Annotated in this window: 13 protein-coding genes and 2 pseudogenes; 7 read left to right on the forward strand and 8 right to left on the reverse strand. The window is 71.1% G+C overall.

Features of this window, described 5'->3' with window-relative positions:
- Window positions 1-22: 22 nt before the first annotated feature.
- A complete protein-coding gene (locus OG247_RS01155) occupies window positions 23-715 on the forward strand; it encodes an alpha/beta fold hydrolase (protein WP_327250371.1) in 693 nt (230 codons plus the stop codon).
- 79 nt (window positions 716-794) lie between these two features.
- On the opposite strand, the gene OG247_RS01160 is transcribed toward OG247_RS01155, so the two are convergent.
- From OG247_RS01160 to OG247_RS01170, 3 genes are all read right to left on the reverse strand, one after another.
- Window positions 795-3,188, reverse strand: coding sequence for an excinuclease ABC subunit UvrA (locus OG247_RS01160; RefSeq protein WP_327250372.1), 2,394 nt, complete (start codon window positions 3,186-3,188; stop codon window positions 795-797).
- A gap of 156 nt (window positions 3,189-3,344) precedes the next feature.
- Window positions 3,345-4,169: an ABC transporter permease gene (locus OG247_RS01165; RefSeq protein ID WP_327250373.1), complete on the reverse strand. Its 825-nt coding sequence runs from the start codon at window positions 4,167-4,169 to the stop codon at window positions 3,345-3,347.
- Window positions 4,166-5,104 (reverse strand): ATP-binding cassette domain-containing protein, encoded by a 939-nt coding sequence (locus tag OG247_RS01170; RefSeq protein ID WP_327250374.1) that lies wholly within the window; start codon window positions 5,102-5,104, stop codon window positions 4,166-4,168. Before OG247_RS01170 ends, OG247_RS01165 begins: the two co-directional genes overlap by 4 nt.
- 152 nt (window positions 5,105-5,256) lie before the next feature.
- Between OG247_RS01170 and OG247_RS01175 the strand changes: the two are divergent.
- Window positions 5,257-5,706: pseudogene (locus tag OG247_RS01175) on the forward strand (PadR family transcriptional regulator); the annotation flags it as partial.
- Between the two features lie 112 nt (window positions 5,707-5,818).
- Here the strand turns inward: OG247_RS01175 and OG247_RS01180 are convergent.
- The 5 genes from OG247_RS01180 to OG247_RS01200 form a co-directional block, all read right to left on the reverse strand.
- Window positions 5,819-6,181: a hypothetical protein gene (locus OG247_RS01180; RefSeq protein WP_327250375.1), complete on the reverse strand. Its 363-nt coding sequence runs from the start codon at window positions 6,179-6,181 to the stop codon at window positions 5,819-5,821.
- A gap of 221 nt (window positions 6,182-6,402) precedes the next feature.
- Window positions 6,403-7,377, reverse strand: coding sequence for a 4-hydroxy-3-methylbut-2-enyl diphosphate reductase (gene ispH, locus OG247_RS01185; protein WP_327250376.1), 975 nt, complete (start codon window positions 7,375-7,377; stop codon window positions 6,403-6,405).
- A 146-nt stretch (window positions 7,378-7,523) separates the two neighbouring features.
- On the reverse strand, window positions 7,524-9,887 hold the full coding sequence (locus OG247_RS01190; RefSeq protein ID WP_327250377.1) for an ABC transporter permease: 2,364 nt from the start codon (window positions 9,885-9,887) through the stop codon (window positions 7,524-7,526).
- Window positions 9,888-9,889: 2 nt separating this feature from the next.
- The gene (locus OG247_RS01195) at window positions 9,890-10,675 is read right to left on the reverse strand and encodes an ABC transporter ATP-binding protein (protein ID WP_442813194.1); all 786 of its coding nucleotides are present in this window, start codon (window positions 10,673-10,675) and stop codon (window positions 9,890-9,892) included.
- Window positions 10,675-11,181, reverse strand: a complete 507-nt coding sequence (locus OG247_RS01200) for a PadR family transcriptional regulator (RefSeq protein WP_327250379.1) — start codon at window positions 11,179-11,181, stop codon at window positions 10,675-10,677. Before OG247_RS01200 ends, OG247_RS01195 begins: the two co-directional genes overlap by 1 nt.
- Window positions 11,182-11,349: 168 nt before the next feature.
- On the opposite strand from OG247_RS01200, the pseudogene OG247_RS01205 reads away from it, so the two are divergent.
- The 5 genes and pseudogenes from OG247_RS01205 (at window position 11,350) to OG247_RS01225 (ending at window position 18,085) form a co-directional block, all read left to right on the forward strand.
- Window positions 11,350-12,620, forward strand: a pseudogene (locus OG247_RS01205) (ABC transporter substrate-binding protein).
- A gap of 199 nt (window positions 12,621-12,819) precedes the next feature.
- Entirely contained in the window at window positions 12,820-14,499 is a 1,680-nt protein-coding gene (locus tag OG247_RS01210) for a glycoside hydrolase family 13 protein (protein WP_327250380.1), read from the forward strand.
- Window positions 14,500-14,528: 29 nt separating this feature from the next.
- A complete protein-coding gene (locus tag OG247_RS01215; protein WP_327250381.1) occupies window positions 14,529-15,863 on the forward strand; it encodes an ABC transporter substrate-binding protein in 1,335 nt (444 codons plus the stop codon).
- A gap of 9 nt (window positions 15,864-15,872) precedes the next feature.
- Window positions 15,873-17,222 (forward strand): ABC transporter permease, encoded by a 1,350-nt coding sequence (locus OG247_RS01220; protein ID WP_327250382.1) that lies wholly within the window; start codon window positions 15,873-15,875, stop codon window positions 17,220-17,222.
- Window positions 17,219-18,085 carry a carbohydrate ABC transporter permease gene (locus OG247_RS01225; RefSeq protein WP_327250383.1) on the forward strand — a complete coding sequence of 289 codons (867 nt, stop codon included), beginning with the start codon at window positions 17,219-17,221 and terminating at the stop codon, window positions 18,083-18,085. The genes OG247_RS01220 and OG247_RS01225 overlap by 4 nt, the downstream gene beginning before the upstream one ends.
- Window positions 18,086-18,128: the final 43 nt, after the last annotated feature.

Consider the following 18,128-nt stretch of genomic DNA (forward strand, 5'->3'; position numbering starts at 1 on the left):
CCGCAGGAGCACTGGAGGAATCTTGAGCGACAACGCGCAGCGGGGGAACGTCGTGCTCGTCCACGGAGGTTTCGTGGACGGATCCGGCTGGCAGGCAGTCCATGAGGCCCTCAAGGCCGACGGCTTCCGGGTGGCCGTCGTGCAGAACCCCACGCTCTCGCTGGAGGGCGACGTGGCCGCGACCCACCAGGTGATCGACTCGCTGCCGGGGCCGGTGACCCTGGTCGGCCACTCCTACGGCGGGGTCGTGATCACGGAAGCGGGCAACCACCCGAACGTGACCGCGCTGGTCTACATCGCCGCCTTCGCGCCCGACAAGAGCGAGTCGGTGAACACCCTGATCTCCGACCCGCCGGCCGGAGCCCCCGTACCGCCGATCCTGCCGCCCGACGAGGGCTTCCTCTTCCTGGACCGCGAGCAGTTCGCCGACTCCTTCGCCGGTGACCTCCCCCGCGCCCAGGCCGAGTTCATGGCCGACTCCCAGGTCCCGTGGGGCGTCGGCGCCCTGACGGGCGCCGTCTCCCAGCCGGCCTGGCGCAGCAAGCCGTCCTGGTACCTGGTGGCCACGGACGACCGCATGATCCCGCCGCCCGCCCAGCTGGCGATGGCCGACCGGATCGGGGCGCAGACGGTCGAGGTGGCCGCCAGCCACTCCGTGTACGTCTCGCAGCCCGATGCCGTCGCCGACCTCATCCGGCAGGCCGCCCGCGGCTGACGCCGCCATCAAGGCGCAGCACAGTTGAGGCCCGGGACCTTCGCTCCCGGGCCTCAACCGGCTTCAACGACCCGTTCCCTCAGGCTCTGACGTAAGCCGCAAGGTGTACGCCCGTGAGGGTGGAGCGGGCAACGACGAGGTCGGCGGGGGTGCCTTCGAAGACGATCCTGCCGCCGTCGTGGCCGGCGCCGGGGCCGAGGTCGATGATCCAGTCGGCGTGTGCCATGACCGCCTGGTGGTGTTCGATGACGATGACCGACTTACCGGAGTCGACGAGCCGGTCGAGCAGGCCGAGCAGCTGTTCCACGTCGGCGAGGTGCAGACCGGTGGTCGGCTCGTCGAGTACGTAGACTCCTCCCTTTTCTCCCATGTGCGTGGCGAGCTTGAGCCGCTGGCGCTCGCCTCCGGAGAGGGTGGTGAGGGGCTGGCCGAGGCTGAGGTAGCCGAGGCCGACGTCCGCGAGGCGTTGAAGGATCTTGTGTGCGGCCGGGATGCGGGACTCGCCGGAGTGGAAGAACTCCTTGGCCTCGGTGACCGGCATCGCGAGGACCTGGCTGATGTCGCGGCCGCCGAGGTGGTAGTCGAGGACCGAGGCTTGGAACCTCTTGCCCTCGCAGTCCTCGCAAGGGCTGGGGACGCCGGCCATCATGCCGAGGTCGGTGAAGACGATGCCGGCGCCGTTGCAGGTGGGGCAGGCACCCTCGGAGTTGGCGCTGAACAGGGCCGGCTTCACACCGTTGACCTTGGCGAAGGCCTTGCGGATGGGGTCGAGGAGCCCGGTGTACGTTGCCGGATTGCTGCGCCTGGAACCGCGGATGGGGCTCTGATCGATCGAGATCACGCCCTCGCCCGCCGGGATCGAGGCGTGGATGAGGGAGCTCTTGCCGGAGCCGGCGACGCCGGTGATGACGGTGAGCACACCGAGCGGGATGTCGACGTCGACATCCCGGAGGTTGTGTGAGGTCGCGCCTCGGATCTCCAGCGCGCCGGTGGGCCTGCGCACGCCGTCCTTGACGGCCGCCCGGTCGTCGAAGTGGCGGCCGGTGACCGTGCCCGATGCGCGCAGTCCTTCGAGAGTTCCTTCGAAACAGATGCTGCCGCCCGCCGTGCCGGCCCCGGGGCCGAGGTCGACGACGTGGTCGGCGATGGCGATGGCCTCCGGCTTGTGCTCGACGACGATCACGGTGTTGCCCTTGTCGCGCAGTCGCAGCAGCAGGTTGTTCATGCGCTGGATGTCGTGGGGGTGCAGGCCGATGGTGGGCTCGTCGAAGACGTAGGTGACGTCGGTGAGTGCGGAGCCGAGGTGGCGGATCATCTTGACGCGCTGGGCCTCGCCGCCGGACAGGGTGCCCGAGGGCCTCTCCAGCGAGAGGTAGCCGAGTCCGATCTCCACGAACGAGTCGAGGGTCTGCTGGAGGACGGCGAGCAGCGGGGCCACCGAGGGCTCGTCCAGGCCGCGTACCCACTGCGCGAGGTCACGGATCTCCATGGTGCAGGCGTCGGCGATGCTGATCTGTTTGATCTTGGAGTTGCGGGCTCCTTCACTGAGCCGGGTTCCGTCGCACCGGGGGCAGGTGGTGAAGGTGACCGCGCGGTCCACGAACTCACGGACGTACGGCTGCATGGACGCCCGGTCCTTGGACAGGAGCGACTTCCGGAGCTTGGGGATGAGCCCCTCATAGGTGAGGCCGGCGCCGTCGACCTTCACCTTGGTCGCTTCCCGGTAGAGGAAGTCCTGCATCTCCTCCTCGGTGTACTTGGCGATCGGCTTGTGCGGGTCGAGGAAACCGGACTCGGCGTAGGTCCGCACGGTCCACCAGTTGTCGGACTTCCAGCCGGGGATGGTGAAGGCACCCTCGGCGATCGACTTCGAGTCGTCGTAGAGCTGGGTGAGGTCAATGTCGGACACGGTGCCGCGGCCCTCGCAGCGGGGGCACATCCCGCCGGTGCGGTTGAAGGTGGCTTCGACGGCCGTCTTGTTGCCGCCCTCGACAGTGATCGAACCGTTTCCCTTCACCGAGGCGGTGTTGAACGAGTAGGCGCTCGGCGGTCCGATGTGCGGCCGGCCGAGCCGGCTGAAGAGGATGCGGAGCATGGCGTTGGCGTCGGTGGCGGTGCCCACCGTCGAGCGGGGGTCGGTGCCCATCCGCTGCTGGTCCACGATGATCGCGGTCGTCAGCCCGTCGAGGACGTCCACCTCGGGCCGCGCCAGGGTCGGCATGAAGCCCTGCACGAAGGCGCTGTAGGTCTCGTTGATCAGCCGCTGCGACTCGGCGGCGATCGTACCGAAGACCAGGGAGCTCTTGCCCGAGCCGGACACGCCGGTGAAGACCGTGAGCCGGCGCTTGGGGATCTCGACGCTGACGTCCTTGAGGTTGTTCACCCTCGCACCGTGCACGCGGATCAGGCCGTGGCGATCGGCAGCGTGCGGCGCAGAGGACTGCGTATGGGGGGTGTGCGTGTGCTGAGGCATGCTCGTCGTTCTCCAAGACTGATGTGCGGCAACGCAGTTGTGCGGATCCGTGGCCGTCACTGGATTCGCGGAGTCGCTGTCGCGCGGTAGGCCGGCGCCGATCGCGCCGGGTCGGCCCTGGCCTCCGGTCCGGATCGGAGGCCCGGGCCGGGTTCGTCAGCGACTCAGGTCCCGGAACCGCTTCACTGCCAGCGGGAGGAACACCGCGATCAAGACAACCGGCCAGGCCACCGCGAGGAGTTCCGCGTGGGTCGCGGCCCAGGAGTCGCCGGCCGCGCCCGGGTTGCCGAAGAGGCCGCGTACCGCGGTGGCCGTCGCGGACATCGGGTTCCACTCCACGATCACGCCCAGCCAGGAGGGCATCGATTCGGGCGAGGCGATGACGTTGGAGAGGAAGCTGACCGGCCAGACGAGGATCTGCACGGCCTGCACCAGTTCCGGCTTGCCCGCGACCATCGCCAGGTGGATGCCGATCCACAGCATCGCGAACCGCAGCAGCAACAGCAGTCCTACGGCGCCCAGGAAGGCGGCGAGGCCCTCGTGCCAGCGCCAGCCGATCGCATATCCGACCGTGATCATGACGGTCAGGCCGACCGCCGACTGCAGCATGTCGGCGACGCTCCGGCCGACCAGGACCGCGCCGGAGTTCATCGGCATCGAGCGGAACCGGTCGATGACCCCCTTGCCGAGGTCCTGCGTGACCGAGAGCATCGTGGCTTCCAGGCCGAAGGCCATGGTCATGGTGAGCATGCCGGGGACCAGGTAGGCCGTGAAGTCCCCGTCGACGCCCTGTCCGCCGCCGATCAGGTAGCTGAACATCAGCAGCATCATCACCGGGAAGACCAGCCCGACGACCACCTGCACGGGCTGTCGCGCCCAGTGGGCCAGCTCGCGCCGGGTCATCGTCCAGGAGTCGACGGCCGCCCAGCCCAGCTTCGAACCCGTGCCGTGCTCCGCGCTCACACCGTGCGTCGCACTCATACGGCCTCCTCCCTCGTCAGGTGCATGAAGACCTCGTCGAGCGTCGGCCGGCGTACGGCGATGTCCTCCGCCTCGATGCCCGCCACTTCCAGTGCCCGCACGGTCTCGGTCAGGGCCGCCATCCGGTCGGTGACCGAGGCGCTGACCATCCGCCGGTCCTCGTCCACCACCACGTCACCGGGCAGGAGTGAGGCCGCTCGGGCCAGTTGGGCCGTGTCGTGCAGGACCACGTCGATGCGGTCGCCGCCCGTCTTGGTCTTCAGCTCGTCGGCCGTTCCCTCGGCAATGACCTTCCCGTGGTTGATCACCGCGATCTTGTCGGCCAGCTGGTCGGCTTCCTCCAGGTACTGCGTGGTCAACAGGACGGTCGCGCCGCCGCCCACCAGGGAACGCACCGCGTTCCACACCTCCGTGCGACCGCGGGGGTCGAGCCCGGTCGTGGGCTCGTCCAGGAAGAGCACTTGAGGCCGCAAAATGAGGGAGGCCGCGAGGTCGAGCCGCCGCCGCATGCCGCCGCTGTACTGCTTGACCGCCTTCTTGCCGGTGTCCGCGAGCCCGAACCGGGCCAGGAGCTCATCAGCCCGCGCGCCCGCACGGCGGGAGCCGAGATGGTAGAGGCGGCCGAACATCTCCAAGTTCTGGCGGCCGCTGAGCTCCTCATCGACAGCGGCGTGCTGGCCGAGCAGCCCGATCCGCGAGCGCACCTCGTCGGCCCGGGTCCGCACGTCGAAGCCCGCCACCTCGACACGCCCCTCCTCGGGGCGCAGCAGCGTGGACATGATGCGTACGGCCGTGGTCTTTCCGGCGCCGTTCGGGCCGAGAATCCCATGTACGGTCCCGGCTCGGACGGTGAGATCAAGGCCGTCGAGGGCCTGCTTGTCCCCGTACTTCTTCCGCAGACCTTCGACGACGATCGCCAGATCATGGTCAGACAAAACACCCTCCTTCACCTAATGATCAAACTTGACTAGAGATTCCAAGGTAAGGCGCTCCGCCCTCTTAGTCAAACTTGATTAGATCGCGAAGCGAAGGGAGTGGCACGGCTAGTCAAACTTGGATAGAGATAGTCTAGTCAAAATTGCCCAAGAGCGCCGTCGGCGGCCCGCCCCGCGTCGAGTACGAGATCACCGACAAGGGAACCGAAGAGTTCTTCACCCTGCTGCGCGAGGCCCTGAGCTCGCACGAGCAGAAGTCCGACGTCGTCTCGGCCGGCCTCGGCTTCATCGTCGACCTGCCCCGGAACGAGGCCGTCGCCCTCCTCAAGCAGCGGATCGCGGGGCTCGAGCAGTGGCGGTCCGCCGTCACCGAGTACTACACGCCGGAGGACGGGCCCGGGCAGCTCGGCCACATCGGCGAAATCATGAACCTGTGGGTGCACTCGGCCGACAGCGGCGCGGAATGGACCCGCGGACTCGTCGAGCGGATCGAAGGCGGCGCGTACACCTTCGCGGGGGAGGGCGAACCCTTCGTGGGCGTGCTCGCGGACGATGAGCCGAACCCGTACGCGACAGGGCCACACCCCGGGGACAACCGCTAGCCGCAGGTCCTGACGGCGGCGCCGGGGCCGGTGTCGCCGCTCAGATCCGTGCAGGCACGGTCCGAGCGGTCGGACCGCCCCGGGGAATGACGTCCCCGGGCAGCCCGGCCGGTCAGCCGAAGGTCAGGTTGGGGCTGGTCGTGGTGCCTCCGGCGTAGAACCAGGTCGAACCCGGGTTCTGGGGGTGCCCGGTGCCCACGTAGAACGTCCCGGGGTTGGTGTTCCAGTAGCCCCAGATCTTGACGTAGCTGGTACCCGCTTGGAGCGGGACGTACTGGCACACTCCCCTGGGAACTTCGCCGGAGCTGCCCTGCTGGGGGAGCTCGAAGCGGATCCTGTAGTTGCCGGATGCGCAGATGGTGGTCGAGCTGGTGGCGGCGGACGCGGGGACCGCCACCGCCATCACGACCGCCGCGGCGGCGACGGCCGTGACTCCGGCGGCTCCGGCACGCTTGATGCGGGTGCTCAGGTTCATGGGATGCCCTTCCTGGGAAGTGGTCGCGGAAGACGGGGCCGAGGGGCCGACCCACGGCCCGCCCCTGTGCAGTTCATGATTGCCACGCTCGTCGGCCACGGGGCCGGATCCTGGTGGGGTTTGCCCGTTCAACGGCGCCTTCTGCCCGGACGGGAAACTCCCGCCCGGGCGGGATTCCGCCGGCCGGTGGCACCCCTCCGGGACGCCTGCCCTGCCGCCGATCAAGGTCGGGGTTCGGTCAGTTCACGGGGGAGGGAGAAGCGCTGGCCCTCGCGCGCCACCTCCACCGTGCGCACGTCCCGGTAGCCGCGGGCGGCCAGTTCCGCGACCACGGCGGCGATGGATTCCGCGGGCGCGGAGGCTCCTGCCGTGACCCCGACGACCGCGGCGCGGTGCAGCCACCCGTCCTCGATCGCGGCGGGGGCGCCGACCAGGTGGGCCGGGGTGCCGCAGGCCCTCGCCACTTCCACCAGGCGGCAGGAGTTGTGGGAGTTCGCGGAGCCGACGACCAGGACGATGTCGCTCGCCCCCGCCAAGTGCTTCGCGCCCGCCTGACGGTTCTGCGCGGCGTAGCAGATGTCGTCGCTCGGCGGGTCCTCGATGCCGGGGAACCGCTTGCGCAGCTCCGCCGCGACCCGTTCGGTCTCGTCGACGGTGAGCGTGGTCTGAGCGAGCCAGACGAGCCGCCCCCGGTCGGGGACTTCCAGCACGCGTGCGGCTGCGACGCCGTGCACCAGGTGCGTTCGGCCGGGGGCAACTCCGGCCGTCCCGATGACCTCCTCGTGCTCCGGGTCCCCGATCAGCAGGATGTCGTAGCCGAGTTCGGCGTACCGGTCGGCCTCGCGGTGCACCTTGGTCACCAGCGGGCAGGTGGCGTCGATGACCCGCCGGCCACGGTCCGCCGCCGCCTCCCGCACGTGCGGGGCCACTCCGTGCGCGGAGAGGACCAACACCGCCCCCGCCGGGACCTCGTCGGCCTCGGCGACGAACACGGCGCCCGCGCGCCGCAGCCGTTCCACCACCTGCCGGTTGTGCACGATCTGGCGGCGCACGTAGACGGGCGCCCCGTAGCGGGCGAGGGCTTTCTCGACCGTCTCGACGGCCCGGGACACCCCCGCGCAGAACCCGCTGGGCGCGGCGAGCAGAACCGATCTGGGGCCTGGTGCTCCGGATGGCCGTGCGGACCCGTTCGACATGTCGTCCTCCAGCACTCGTCGGCTGAGGAGGAGAGAAGCATCGCGCGCCCGGGCGGACCACTGGCACGGTCCGAACCTTGCACCATCGGGTACCGGCTGCGCCCGAAGGGGTGCGGGCGTTCAGCCTCCGGGTTTGCGCCCCGGGGTCACATCGTCTCGGTGAGGGAGTCGGCCGGCCGTCGGCGGGCCGCTCGTGCGGCCGGCAGCAGTGCGGCCGCCACCGCGCCCAGTACGGCGCCTGCCACCAAGGTGAGCAGGACGGAGGCCTGCGGGTGGCCGGCGATGCCGGATCCGGTCCCGTCGGCCCGGCCCTGGGCGTCGACGAGCCAGCCGCCCGCGAGGGTGCCGAGGGTGGTTCCCAGTACGGCCGCGGCCAGGGCGGTCAGGCCCGCCGCGGTCACGATGACCGCGCCGACCTGCCGGGGGGTCAGGCCGATGGCCTTGAGGGCGAGCAGGTCGCGGGAGCGGGCCCGTACGTCCGCACCGATCAGGGCGAGCAGCTCGATCAGCCCGATCAGCGTCGACACCGCGATCAGGGCCGCGATGACGCCCCGCGCCGGATCGAGCCGGGCGGCGGCGTCGGAGGTCGCGCGGACGTCCACGGTGCTTCCGGCCGCCCGGCTGAGGGCGTCCCGTACCGCCCCGGGGTCGGCGCCGGGTCGCAGTTCGAGCGCCAGGAACTCGGGGCGCAGCCGCGCGTCCCGCTGGCGCAGTACGTCGAGGGAGGTGGAGATCACCCGGCCGTCGAAGTCGGGCTCGATGCTGCGTCCCACGATGTGCAGGATCTGCGGGCGTCCCTGTACGGTCAGCCGGACCCAGTCCCCCACGCCCACTCCGAGGAGGTCGAGGAGGCCCTGGCCGGCGACCGCTTCGTCGTCGCCGTGCGGCGCGCGGCCCTCCGCCACGGTGTGCGGGTACGGGACATCGCCCAGTCCCAGGCCTCGCAGGACGATGGTGCCGGTCTGGCCGGGGGCCAGGGCCGCGAGTTCGACGCCGGGGTGGGCGGCGGCGATCTGCGGTACGGAGCCGATGGCCCGGTCCAAGTCGGCTTCGGCCAGGGCGGACGGCCCGGAAGCGCGGACGGTGAGCGCGGCCGGGACGCCCATCCGGGCCGGGTCGGTGCGGAACTGGTCGAGGGTCGACCAGGCGACCAGGCCGACGGCGATCAGTACGAGCGGCAGGGCGAGGCGGACCACGGGGACCAGGGCGTGACCGGGGCGGGTGATCGCGGCGCGCCAGCCGAGTACGAGCGCCGGTGACAGCCGCAGGCCGAGCGCCCGGCGGCCGAGGGCCGTCATGGGGGCTCCGCCGGGCTGGGCCGACCTGGCCGCCGGTACGGGCGGGACGCGGCCGGCCCGCCACGCGGTGAGGGCGGTGGCGCCCGCGATCAGCAGGACGGTGGCGGTCGGCAGGCCGATCGTGAGGGCGGTGTGGCCCGGCATGTCCTTCCACAGGCGGGCCGCGTCGCCGATCCGGCCGGGTATCCAGCCGCCGAGGAACACGATGGCGGCCGTGCCGAGGGCCGTGCCCAGCACGGCGAAGGAGAGGTGCTGGACGAGACAGGCCCTGATGACCTGTCCGGGGGTGAAGCCGATCGCCTTGAGGACGGCGATGTCCCGCAGTTGGCCGCGCACCCGGGCGGTGACCGCTCCGGAGGCGGTCACCGCGGCCGCGATCAGGCCGCTGAGGCCGAAGGCGGCGAACATCCGCCCCAGCAGCTGGTCGTCGCCGCCCGCGTCGGCCCTCGCCTGCTGCCAGGTGGTGACCTGTCCGACGTTGTCGCCGCCCAGCAGAGTGACGGCCCGCTGGACCACGAAGTCGGTGTCGGCCGGGTCCTTCAGGCGCAGTCCGATGCTCTGCCCCTTGTCCGCCGGGCCGAGCCGGTCCAGGGCGGACTGCGGGGCCCAGGCCACGCCGGGGGCGAGGCCGGGACGGTAGCGGGGTTCGGCCGCCTCCGCCAGACCGACGACCCTGAGGTCTACGGGCTGGCCCTGGGCGCCTGTGAACCGCACGGTGTCGCCGGGCCGGGCCCAGACGGCGCGGGCGAAGCTGCTTTCCAGGACCACCTCGTCGGACCGGTCCGCGGCGGTGTGGCCCTTCATGTCCGCGGCGGCGTCCACGTCCCCGCCTGCCCCGCCGAGCCAGCGTCCCGCCGTGATCAGGGGGCGCGCCTCCTTCGGCGGGCGGTCGCCGGTGGCGCGCAAGGTGACGCGCCCGCGCGTTCCGTGAGCCTCGACGGTGGCCGGGGCGGTGGCGAACGGCCCGGAGACCGCGGCCACCTCGTCGAGGGCGGCCAGCCGGCCCGTGTCGGTGTCGGCCCGGGTATGGAGCCAGATGTGGGCGCCCTGCGACTGGTTGAAGACGCGCTGCCAGGGGTTGGTCGCGTAGCTGAACAGGGCGCCGGCCAGCAGCAGGGAGGCGATGATGCCCGCGCTGGCCAGGACGAGGAAGAGTGCCTCTCCGCGGTGTGCGCGGAGGTCGGCGTGTGCCCAGCGCAGGGTGGCCCGCACGCTCAGTCCTTCAGTTCGAGGGTGCCGGAGACTCCGCCGCGGCCGGGCCGGACGCCGACGCCGCCGAGTTCCGCGTCGTCGGCTATGCGCCCGTCGAAGAAGCTGATGACGCGGTCGGCGGCGCTGGCCATGCGGGCGTCGTGGGTGACCATGACGATGGTCTGGCCCCGTTGGTGGAAGCGGGTGAGCAGGCGCAGGACCTCGCGGGTCCCTTTGCTGTCGAGGCTGCCTGCCGGTTCGTCGGCGAGGAGCAGGGCGGGCTGGTTGACCAGGGCTCGGGCCAGTGCCACCCGCTGCTGTTCGCCGCCGGACAGCTCGCCGGGCAGGGCCCGTTCGCGGCCTTCGAGTCCGAGTTCGGCCAGGAGTTCCACGCGGTGGGCGCGGGCGGTCCGGGTGGTGGCGCCCGCGAGCAGGGCGGGCAGCTCGACGTTGTCGGCGACGGTCAGGTTGGAGACCAGGTTGAAGAACTGGAAGACGACGCCGATGCGCCGGCGGCGCAGGACGGCCCACTGGGCCTCGGAGAAGGCGTCGACGCGCCGGCCGTCCACCCAGAGCCGCCCTCCGTCGGGCTGCTGGAGGCCGCCCAGGAGGTGCAGCAGGGTGGATTTCCCTGCGCCGGAGGGGCCGGTGACGGCGACGAACTCCCCCGGCCGCACGGTCAGGTTCACACCCCTCACCGCGTGGACCGGGGCGCTGTCGCCGGCGTGGGTCTTGGTGAGGCCCTCGGCGTGGACGATCGCGTCGTGCGGAGGTGCTGCGACCGCTGCGGCGGCTGCGTCGGCCCGCATCATTCCAGCTCCTCCTGACATCGCTCCAGCCAGTCGAGGTCGGCCTGCAGGTGCAGCATGGCGCCCTCGATGAGCAGCTGGGAGATCTTGTTCTCGCGGTCCTCCGACGCTGCCAGCTTGGAGAGGTCGCGCATGGTGTTGAGGTACTGCCGACGCTGTCGGTTGATCAGGGTGATGGGATCGGCCAGGCCCGCGAAGGGGGCCAGGGCCAGCTTCATGAAGAACTCGTCGCGCACCCGGGGTTCGTCGGCCGTCTCCTCGAACCACGCCGCGACGGCTTCCTGCCCGGCCTCGGTCAGCCGGTAGGTGCGCTTGTTGGGCCGGCCCGCCTGTTCGACGTCCTCGCCCTCGATCAGTCCGGTCTTCTCCAGGCGCCCGAGGGTCACGTAGATCTGGCCGACGTTGGGCTGAGGGTACGCGGCGCCCAACAGCTGTTCAAGGGCCAGCTTCAGCTCGTAGCCGTGGGCGGGGCCGCGGGTGAGGAGTGCCAGCAGCTGTAGCCGCACGCGCTCCCCCTTCTCTATGGTTCCGTAGTTACTTGTTAGTGAGTGCCGACCCGTACAGGACTACGAAACAGCCCCGCCGACCGGGTGTCTAGTATCGCTTATCACCAAGGGGTATATATGGGCCGCGAGAACGGCGACGCGGCCGCGATTCACACCGGGAGGAACCTTTTGCGGTGGATGCGTGCCGCGGGTAGGGGACTCCTGGCGGCGACGGTGGTGCTGGCCGGCTACGCGGGCCTCGGCCAGCGGGCGGAAGGCGCGGACCCGGGCGGTCGCGGGCCCCTGACACTGGCGACGGCCGGCGACCTCACCAACTACCTGGCCCCGCTGCTCGACGACTGGAACCGTGATCACCCCGGTGAGCGGGTCACCCTGGTCGAGCTGCCCGATTCCGCGGACGAGACCCGGGCTCAGATGATCAGCGAACTCCGTTCCGGGAGCGGCCGGTTCGACGTGCTGAACATCGACGTGGCCTGGACGGCCGAGTTCGCCGCGGCCGGCTGGATCGCACCGTTGGAGCGCGACCGGTTCCCGGTGGACTCCTTCCTCCCGCCGGTGGTCGACACGGCCACGTTCGAGAACCGGCTGTACGCCCTCCCCTACGTGACCAACGCCGGACTCCTCTACTACCGCAAGGACATCCTGGACGCGGCGGGCGAACAGCCTCCGCGGACCTGGGCCGAACTGGAGCGGCAGGCCCGCGCGCTCGCCCCCCGGTACGGGATCGACGGCTACGCCGGGCAGTTCCTCCCGTACGAGGGGCTGACGGTGAACGTCACCGAGGCGATCCAGTCAGCGGGCGGCACCGTGCTCGGCGACGACGGGCACCGGGTCGCGGTGGACTCCGCGGCGGCCCGCGCGGGCCTGGAGTTCCTGGCGGGCGGGGTGCGCGAGGGGTGGATCGCCCCCGAGGCGCTGGCCTATACCGAGGAGAACTCCCGTACCGCCTTCCAGGAGGGCGGGCTGCTCTTCCTGCGGAACTGGCCCTACGTCTACGCCGACGCGAGCGCTCCCGGGCGAAGGTGGCGGGACGCTTCGGTGCCGTGCCCCTGCCCGGCCTCGACGGGCCGGGCTCCAGCGTGCTCGGCGGTTCCAACCTGGCGGTGTCCGCCCGGTCGCGGCACGCCGCCTCGGCGGCCGACCTGCTCGCGTACCTGACCAGCGAGGCGGTGCAGCGCCGCGTACTGACCCAGGGCTCCCTGCCCCCGGTGCGGGCGGCCCTGTACGAGGATCCGGCGCTGATCGCCGCCCATCCGTACCTGCCGACCCTGCGGCAGAGCATCCTGTCGGCCGTGCCGCGCCCCAAGAGCCCGCGCTACGGACAGGTCAGCCTCGCCGTACAGGCCGTGGGCCAGGACCTGCTGGCGCAGCGCGAGTCGCCTGATCAGGCGGCCCGGCGGCTCGCCGCCGAGCTGGGGACGATCGCCGGCGCTCGCTGAGCCCGGTCCACCCTCGATCGAAACCCGTTGGTCTCATCTCTGCACCTTCGGGCAGCCCTCATGGGCAAACACCCCTGACCAAGGCCGAGTTGGCCGCAACATCGTTGACATCCGGCGGCCGCCTGTACTTAACATGAATGCATAACGAGGCACGGTATTCGAGACGCCTCCTCGCATTCAGCAGACAGGTCGACGCGAGATGCTCAACACGCTCCCGGCCGACACAGGCCGCCCCTCCCCCACCGCAACTGCCGCTCCCTGGTGGCGCGACGCGGTGATCTACCAGGTCTACGTCCGCAGCTTCCTGGACAGCACCGGCGACGGCATCGGTGATCTGGCCGGTGTCCGCGCGGGCCTCCCGTACCTCAAGAAGCTCGGCGTGGACGGCATCTGGCTCAGCCCCTTCTACCCCTCCCCGCAGCACGACCACGGGTACGACGTAGCCGACTACCGCGCCGTGGACCCGGTCTACGGGGACCTCGCCGAGTTCGACCGGCTGGTCTCCGCGAGCAGGCGCATCGGCCTGAAGGTCCTGCTCGACATCGTCCCCAACCACTGCTCCAGCGAGCACCCCTGGTTCCGCGAGGCCCTGGCCTCCGGGCCCGGCACGGCCGCCCGGTCCAGGTTCCACTTCGCACCCGGCCGGGGTGCGGACGGCAGCGAACCGCCGAACAACTGGCGGGCCATGTTCGGCGGTCCGGCCTGGACCCGGGTGACCGGGCCCGACGGCGTCCCCGGCGAGTGGTACCTCCACCTCTTCACCCCCGAACAGCCGGACCTCAACTGGCGCCACCCCGAGGTCGGCGACGAGTTCGAGCAGGTGCTGCGGTTCTGGCTGGACCGCGGGGTGGACGGCTTCCGCATCGATGTCGCGGCCGGCCTCTTCAAGCACCCCGAACTGCCGGACTCCGAGGACCCCGAGGCCGACGAGCGCTCCCGCGATTCGGTCAACCCCCTCGCCTGGAATCAGCCCGAGGTGCACGGGGTGTGGCGCCGCTGGCGGGCCGTGTGCGAGGAGTACACCGCCCGGGACGGGCAGCACCGCCTGCTCGTCGGCGAGGTGTCCGTACCCACGGCCCGCGAACACGCCCTGTACGTACGGCCGGACGAGCTGCACCAGGCCTTCTTCTTCGACCTGCTCAGCGCCCCCTGGGACGCTGCCGCCTTCCGCACGACCATCGACGCGGCGGTACGCGACATCGCGGGTACCGGCTCGACGGTGACCTGGGTGCTGAACAACCACGACCAGGTCCGCACCGTCACCCGGTACGCGGGCGAGCCCGGAGTCGAGGGCAGCGGGCTGGGCGCCGCCCGGGCCCGGGCGGCCGCCCTGCTGATGCTGGCCCTGCCCGGCGCCGCCTACGTCTACCAGGGCGAGGAGTTGGGGCTGCCGGAGGTGCTCGACTTGCCCGACGACGTACTGACCGACCCGATCTTCTCCCGTACCGGAAGCCGCAAGCACGTGCGCGACGGCTGCCGGGTCCCGCTGCCCTGGTCCGGCCACGCCTCCCCGTTCGGCTTCAGCCAGGGTCCGGCCGGCGCCCAGCCCTGGCTGCCGCAGCCCTCCTGGTTCGCGGACCACGCCACGGACCGGGCCCTGGCCGACACCAGCTCCTTCTGGCACCTCTACCGCGAGGGCCTCCAACTACGCCGCAGCATGCCCCAGTTGGGGGAAGGCCCACTGGGCTGGCTGGAGACGCCCCCGCAGGTGCTGGCCATGGTCCGCGGTGACGGGCTCGTCTGCGCGGTGAACTTCGGCTCCGACCCGGTACCGGCCCCCGTCCCCGGGGCTCCCCTCCTCGCCAGCGGGCCCTGCCCCGACGGCGTACTGCCCGGCGCGACCGCCGCCTGGTGGATCACCGACCTCAAGACCGCCTGACCCCACGCTCGGACAAGGAAGGATTCGTCATGGGACGATCCAGCAGAACGGCACGACGCGGCGCGGCCGCCCTCTCCACCGCCCTGGTGCTCGGCCTGACCGCCGTGGCCTGTAGCGACAGCACCGAACCCGCTTCGGGCGGCGGGGACCTGAAGGGCAAGACGGTCACCGTCGCGGGCGTGTGGACCGGCAGCGAGCAGCAGAATTTCAAGAAGGTGCTGGACGCCTTCAGCGCGAAGACCGGGGCGAAGACGGAGTTCGTCCCCTCCGGCGACAACGTCTCCACCTTCGTCGGAAGCAAGATCGAGGGCGGCAACGCGCCCGACGTCGCCCTGGTCCCGCAGGTGGGCGTACTCCAGCAGTTCGCGGCGAAGGGCTGGCTGAGCCCTCTCTCCGAAGCGACCGCGCAGACCGCCTCGGCCGGGCTCGCCCCGGTCTGGAAGAACTACGGCACCGTCGACAACACCTACTACGGCCTCTATTTCAAGGCCGCCCACAAATCCACCGTCTGGTACTCCCCCGCCGCCTTCACCCAGGCCGGCGCCGCCGAGCCGAAGACCTGGGCGGAGCTGCTCACGACCGGCCGGTCGCTGGCCGATGCCGGGCTGCCCGCCTTCGCCGTGGCCGGCGAGGACGGCTGGACCCTCACGGACTGGTTCGAGAACGTCTACCTCTCGACGGCGGGCGCGGAGCGGTACGACCAGCTCGCCCAGCACAAGCTCAAGTGGACCGACCAGAGCGTCGTGGACGCCCTCACCACCCTGGCCGAGGTCTTCGAGGACCAGCAGTTGGTCTCCGGCGGGGCGAGCGGTGCGCTGCGGACCGACTTCCCCGCCTCCGTCGGCCAGGTCTTCGGGCCGGAGCCCAAGGCGGCCATGGTCTTCGAGGGTGACTTCGTCGGCGGTGTCGCCAAGGACGAGTTCGGCAAGAAGCCCGGTGAGGACGCCAAGTTCTTCGCGTTCCCGCCCGTGGGCGCGGGCCTGGCCCCGGTCGTCAGCGGCGGCGACGCCGCCGTCGTCCTGAAGGACGCCAAGAACGCCGACGCCGGCATGAAGCTGCTGGAGTTCCTGGCCACTCCCGAGGCCGCGGAGGTCTGGGCGGGGGCCGGCGGCTTCCTCTCCCCGAACAAGAACGTCAAGGCGTCCGCGTACGCGGACGACACGGCCCGCGCCACCGCCGCCTCGCTGGTCGCCGCCGGCGACTCCGTCCGCTTCGACATGTCCGACCAGGCCCCGGCGGCCTTCGGCGGCACGAAGGGCGCCGGGGAGTGGAAGCTCCTCCAGGACTTCCTGCGCGACCCGTCCGACCCCAAGGGCACGGCCGCGAAGCTCGAAGAAGCCGCCGCCAAGGCCTACGGGAACTGAGGAAGCTCCATGGCGCACATCGTGAAGGCGCGCGGCACGGCGGATCCGCAGGTCCGTGCCCGGCGCAGAAGGAGACGTCTCGCCGTCCTCTTCGTCCTGCCCGCCCTGCTCCTGCTCGGGGCGCTGGTCGTCTACCCGGTCGTGTTCTCGGTCGGCCGCAGCCTTTTCGATGCGCGTGGCGACCGGTTCGTCGGGGCCGCGAACTACGTGGAGATGTTCCGGGATCCGGCGACGATGAAGGCGGTCCGCAACAGCGCCGTCTGGATCGTCGTCGCGCCCACCCTCCTCACCGGGCTCGGTCTGGTCCTCGCCGTGCTCACCGAGAAGGTGCGCTGGGCGACCGCGTTCAAGCTGGTGCTCTTCCTCCCCATGGCGGTGTCGTTCCTCGCCGCCGGCATCATCTTCCGGCTGGCCTACGAGCAGGACCCCGACCGGGGCGTGATCAACGCGGCGGTCGTCGGAGTCCACGACGCCTTCAAGGAACCGGCCCCGTACCCGACGGCCCGCGCCCGCGAGGGCAAGGGTCTGACGGGCAGCCCCGGCGGCCCCTACGTCTCCCTGGGCACCGTCCGGCCCGGGGGGCAGGGCCTGGCCCTGCCGCTCGTCGGCATCGCACCCGGTGCGGTGCCGGCGGGCTCCGCCCCGGCGGCGGTCCCCGCGGGCTCCGGCTCCGCCTCGGGCGACGCGGTGACCGGGACCGTCTACCTGGACGTCGCCCCGGGTGCGTCCGGCACCCAGGGCGCGGTCGACCCGGGCGAGAAGGGCCTGCCCGGCGTACGGGTGGAGGTACTGCGGGACGGGAAGGCGGCGGCCACCACGACCACCGGCCCCGACGGCTCCTTCCGGCTCGGCGGCCTCGACGGCGCGGCGGAGTACACCCTGCGCCTGCCGGCCTCGAACTTCGCCGTCGGCTACACCGGGGTGGACTGGCTCGGCCCGACCCTGGTCACCCCGGCGATCATCGGCGCCTACCTGTGGGTCTGGACCGGCTTCTCCATGGTGCTGATCGGGGCGGGCCTGGCCGCGATCCCGCGCGATGTACTGGAGGCGGCCCGGGTGGACGGGGCGAGCGAGGGCCAGATCTTCCGGCGGGTCACCGTACCCCTGCTGGCGCCGGTGCTAACGGTGGTCTTCGTGACCCTCGTGATCAACGTCATGAAGGTCTTCGACCTGGTCTACATCATCGCGCCGGGGCCGGTGCAGGAGGAGGCCGACGTCCTGGCCACCCGCATGTGGCTGGTCTCCTTCGGCGGGGGCAACAACCAGGGCCTGGGCAGCGCGCTGAGCGTCTTGCTGCTGCTCCTCGTCGTGCCCGCGATGATCTTCAACATACGTCGCTTCCGAAGGGGCGGAGCATGAGCAGCAGCCACACCACGACCAGGGGAAACCGGGCGGGCCGGTGGCTGGGCAACTCGGCCGTCCAGGCCGTACTGATGCTGGTCGCCGTCCTCTGGCTCACCCCGCTCGTCGGGCTCTTCCTGTCCTCCCTGCGCTCCGAGCGGGACAACTCCTCGACGGGCTGGTGGACCTCGCTCACCGACCCCGCCCAGCTGTCCATGGACAACTACACGGCCCTGTTCGCCGATTCCGGGCTGCTCCGGGCGTTCTGGAACACGGTGCTGATCTCGGTACCGACGACGGTGCTCGTCGTCGGCATCGCGGCTCTGGCCGGATACGCCTTCGCCTGGCTGGAGTTCCCCGGACGCGACTGGATCTTCCTGATCGTCGTGGGGCTCCTCGTGGTCCCTGTCCAGATCGGCCTCCTCCCGGTGGCCAAACTCTTCGGCGCCATCGGCCTGTTCGGCACGGTGGCCGGTGTGGTGGTCTTCCACGTGGCGTACGGACTGCCCTTCGCGGTGTTCCTGCTGCGGAACTACTTCGCCGAGATCCCGAAGGAGATGCTGGAGGCGGCCCGGCTGGACGGGGGCACGGAGTGGCGGATCTTCTCCCGGCTGATCCTCCCCCTCGGCCGGCCGGCCATCGCGAGCCTGGCGATCTTCCAGTTCCTGTGGGTGTGGAACGACATGCTGGTGGCCCTGCTCTTCGCGGACAGCGGCTCGCAGCCGCTGACGGTCGCCCTCCAGTCGCAGATGCGGCAGTTCGGCAGCAACATCGGCGTCCTCGCCCCCGGCGCGTTCCTCTCACTGGTGGTGCCGCTCGTCGTGTTCTTCGCCTTCCAGAAGCACTTCGTACAGGGGGTGATGGCGGGCTCGGTCAAGTAGACGCAGCGGTAGGCGAGAGGCGGAGGCGGTCCCGGTCATCGGG

The sequence above is a fragment of the Streptomyces sp. NBC_01244 genome (genome assembly GCF_035987325.1).
Taxonomy (GTDB): domain Bacteria; phylum Actinomycetota; class Actinomycetes; order Streptomycetales; family Streptomycetaceae; genus Streptomyces.

Excerpts from the sequence above, each read along its gene's own strand:
- OG247_RS01160 (WP_327250372.1), bottom strand. The coding sequence starts at position 3,188 with ATGCCTCAGCACACGCACACCCCCCATACGCAGTCCTCTGCGCCGCAC.
- OG247_RS01195 (WP_442813194.1), bottom strand. The coding sequence starts at position 10,675 with ATGCGGGCCGACGCAGCCGCCGCAGCGGTCGCAGCACCTCCGCACGAC.
- OG247_RS01180 (WP_327250375.1), bottom strand. The coding sequence starts at position 6,181 with ATGAACCTGAGCACCCGCATCAAGCGTGCCGGAGCCGCCGGAGTCACG.
- OG247_RS01220 (WP_327250382.1), top strand. The coding sequence starts at position 15,873 with ATGGCGCACATCGTGAAGGCGCGCGGCACGGCGGATCCGCAGGTCCGT.
- OG247_RS01215 (WP_327250381.1), top strand. The coding sequence starts at position 14,529 with ATGGGACGATCCAGCAGAACGGCACGACGCGGCGCGGCCGCCCTCTCC.
- OG247_RS01210 (WP_327250380.1), top strand. The coding sequence starts at position 12,820 with ATGCTCAACACGCTCCCGGCCGACACAGGCCGCCCCTCCCCCACCGCA.
- ispH (WP_327250376.1), bottom strand. The coding sequence starts at position 7,377 with ATGTCGAACGGGTCCGCACGGCCATCCGGAGCACCAGGCCCCAGATCG.
- OG247_RS01165 (WP_327250373.1), bottom strand. The coding sequence starts at position 4,169 with ATGAGTGCGACGCACGGTGTGAGCGCGGAGCACGGCACGGGTTCGAAG.
- OG247_RS01225 (WP_327250383.1), top strand. The coding sequence starts at position 17,219 with ATGAGCAGCAGCCACACCACGACCAGGGGAAACCGGGCGGGCCGGTGG.